At 64.3% G+C, this 1875-nt stretch carries 2 protein-coding genes; both read right to left on the bottom strand.

Going from position 1 to position 1875, the window contains the following annotated elements; genetic code table 11:
* Positions 1–3: 3 nt before the first annotated feature.
* Positions 4–597: a hypothetical protein gene (locus HLUSI_RS30750; protein ID WP_016836650.1), complete on the bottom strand. Its 594-nt coding sequence runs from the start codon at positions 595–597 to the stop codon at positions 4–6.
* 38 nt (positions 598–635) lie between these two features.
* Positions 636–1799: a sugar ABC transporter permease gene (locus HLUSI_RS0125655; protein ID WP_016836649.1), complete on the bottom strand. Its 1164-nt coding sequence runs from the start codon at positions 1797–1799 to the stop codon at positions 636–638.
* Positions 1800–1875: the final 76 nt, after the last annotated feature.

Here is a 1875-nt window from a genome sequence, read left to right as displayed (position 1 = left end):
ATTTTAGGCGCCCAGTCCCAGCGCCGACATCGCCTGCGCTTTCGAGAAGACTTCAGCGTCGGGACCGATGCCGACTTCCATGTATTGCGACCAGGCGTCGCGTTTGACGAGTTCCTGCTTCAGCTTGATGGCTGCATCCGAGCCGGGCCGGATGGATGACAGATCGGCGCCGATGCTGGCCTGCAATTCCTTGCGCAGGGCTTCTGCACGGCCGGCGTCGCCGGCGGCTTTTTCCTCGATCACGCGTTCCAGCATGCTGACCGCAAAGGTCACGCCGCAGGCCTTGATCGGCTGGATGTCGCAAGGGGCCAGCAGCAGCGGCCGGCTGGTGTCGTCCTGGGTGTGGAGCGCATGATGCACCAGGTCGAACGCGCTGCCCAGCGCTTCGCCGGGAGCGTTGCGGGCGATGTTCAGCAGGTCTTCGGCGTCGAGCAGGTCGGCCACCGTCGGCGCTGCAGCGGTGATGTCGAAGACCTGGCCCTGACGCACGACAACGACGCAGGGACCGTTGATCTTGCTGTTCCTCCAGACGCGGCCGATCAGCAGCGCGTCGGCCAGGTCGTCAGGTAAGGCGGCATGGGCCGGTATGGTTTGCATGACTGTCCTCTTTTCAGAATGAAATGGAAGCAGGCCGCTCAACGACCCGAGCGGGTGCTGACGTCGACCCACACGGCCAGCATCAGGATGCTGCCCTTGACGATCATTTGCCAGTAGGTGCCGACGTCGAGCATCGACATGCCGTTGTCCAGGCTGGCCATCACCAGCGCGCCGATCAGCGCGCCGTAGATGGTGCCCGAGCCGCCGCGCATCGACGTGCCGCCGATGAAGCAGGCGGCGATGGCATCGAGTTCGCCCATGCTGCCGGACGAGGGCGACCCGGCCGCCAGGCGTGCGGTGTTGACCAGTCCGGCCAGTGCGCACATCACGCCCATGATGCCGAACACCCACAGCTTGACCGACTGCACGTTGACGCCGGACAGGCGCGTGGCTTCCATGTTGCTGCCGACCGAATAGATGCGGCGGCCGAACACGGTTTGCGTGGTGATGTAACTGAACAGGCCGAGCAGCGCCAGCAACAGCAACACCGGCACCGGGATGCCGTCATAGCTGTTGAGCGTGCGCACGAATGCCAGCAACACCGCGCCGATCAGCGCCACCTTGATGGCGTCGCGCCACAGCGGCGGCACCGGCAGCGCATGGCGGACCCGGTTGACGCGTTGGCGCCAGGTCAGCGCCAGCGCCAGCACGAACAGCACGACCACGAGGGCGACGCCGAAGCTGGCCGGCAGGTAGCCCTGGCCCAGATACACCAGATCGCTCGACACCGGCGCAATCGTCAGGCCGCCGGTGATGCCCAGCAGCACGCCGCGAAACGCCAGCATGCCGCCCAATCCGACGATGAAGGAGGGGATGCGCATGTACGCCGTCAGGTAACCGTTGAACAGTCCGAGCAACAATCCCAGCAGCAGTACGAGGAACAGATTGAGCGGCAGCGGCAGGTTGTGCGTCACGTTCAGGATCGCCGCGACGCCGCCCAGCAAGCCCAGCAGGGAGCCGACCGACAGATCGATTTCGCCGGCGATGATGACCAGCACCATGCCGCAGGCGAGGATGCCGGTGACCGACATCTGGCGCAGCAGATTGGAGAGATTGCGCGGCGTCACGAAACCGCCTTCGGTCTTCCAGCTGAAGAAGGCCCAGATGATGGCGATGGCGATGAGCAGCGCCATGATCTTGTAGCGGCTGAAGAGTTGTTTGATGTTGGCCGTGGTGTTGCCGGTACTGAGAGTTGAGGTCATGCTTGATTCCGGAATGTGGTTATGCCGCGATGTGCAGCGTTATGCAGCGGTGTGCAGACGTTGTTGCGGCGACTGG

Origin of the sequence: Herbaspirillum lusitanum P6-12, assembly GCF_000256565.1 — a bacterium.
Classification (GTDB): Bacteria; Pseudomonadota; Gammaproteobacteria; order Burkholderiales; family Burkholderiaceae_D; genus Herbaspirillum; species Herbaspirillum lusitanum.
Note: the sequence above shows the minus strand (reverse complement) of the source record. Positions and strands in the feature narration are given on the sequence as shown.

Excerpts from the sequence above, each read along its gene's own strand:
- HLUSI_RS0125655 (WP_016836649.1), bottom strand. The coding sequence starts at position 1,799 with ATGACCTCAACTCTCAGTACCGGCAACACCACGGCCAACATCAAACAA.
- HLUSI_RS30750 (WP_016836650.1), bottom strand. The coding sequence starts at position 597 with ATGCAAACCATACCGGCCCATGCCGCCTTACCTGACGACCTGGCCGAC.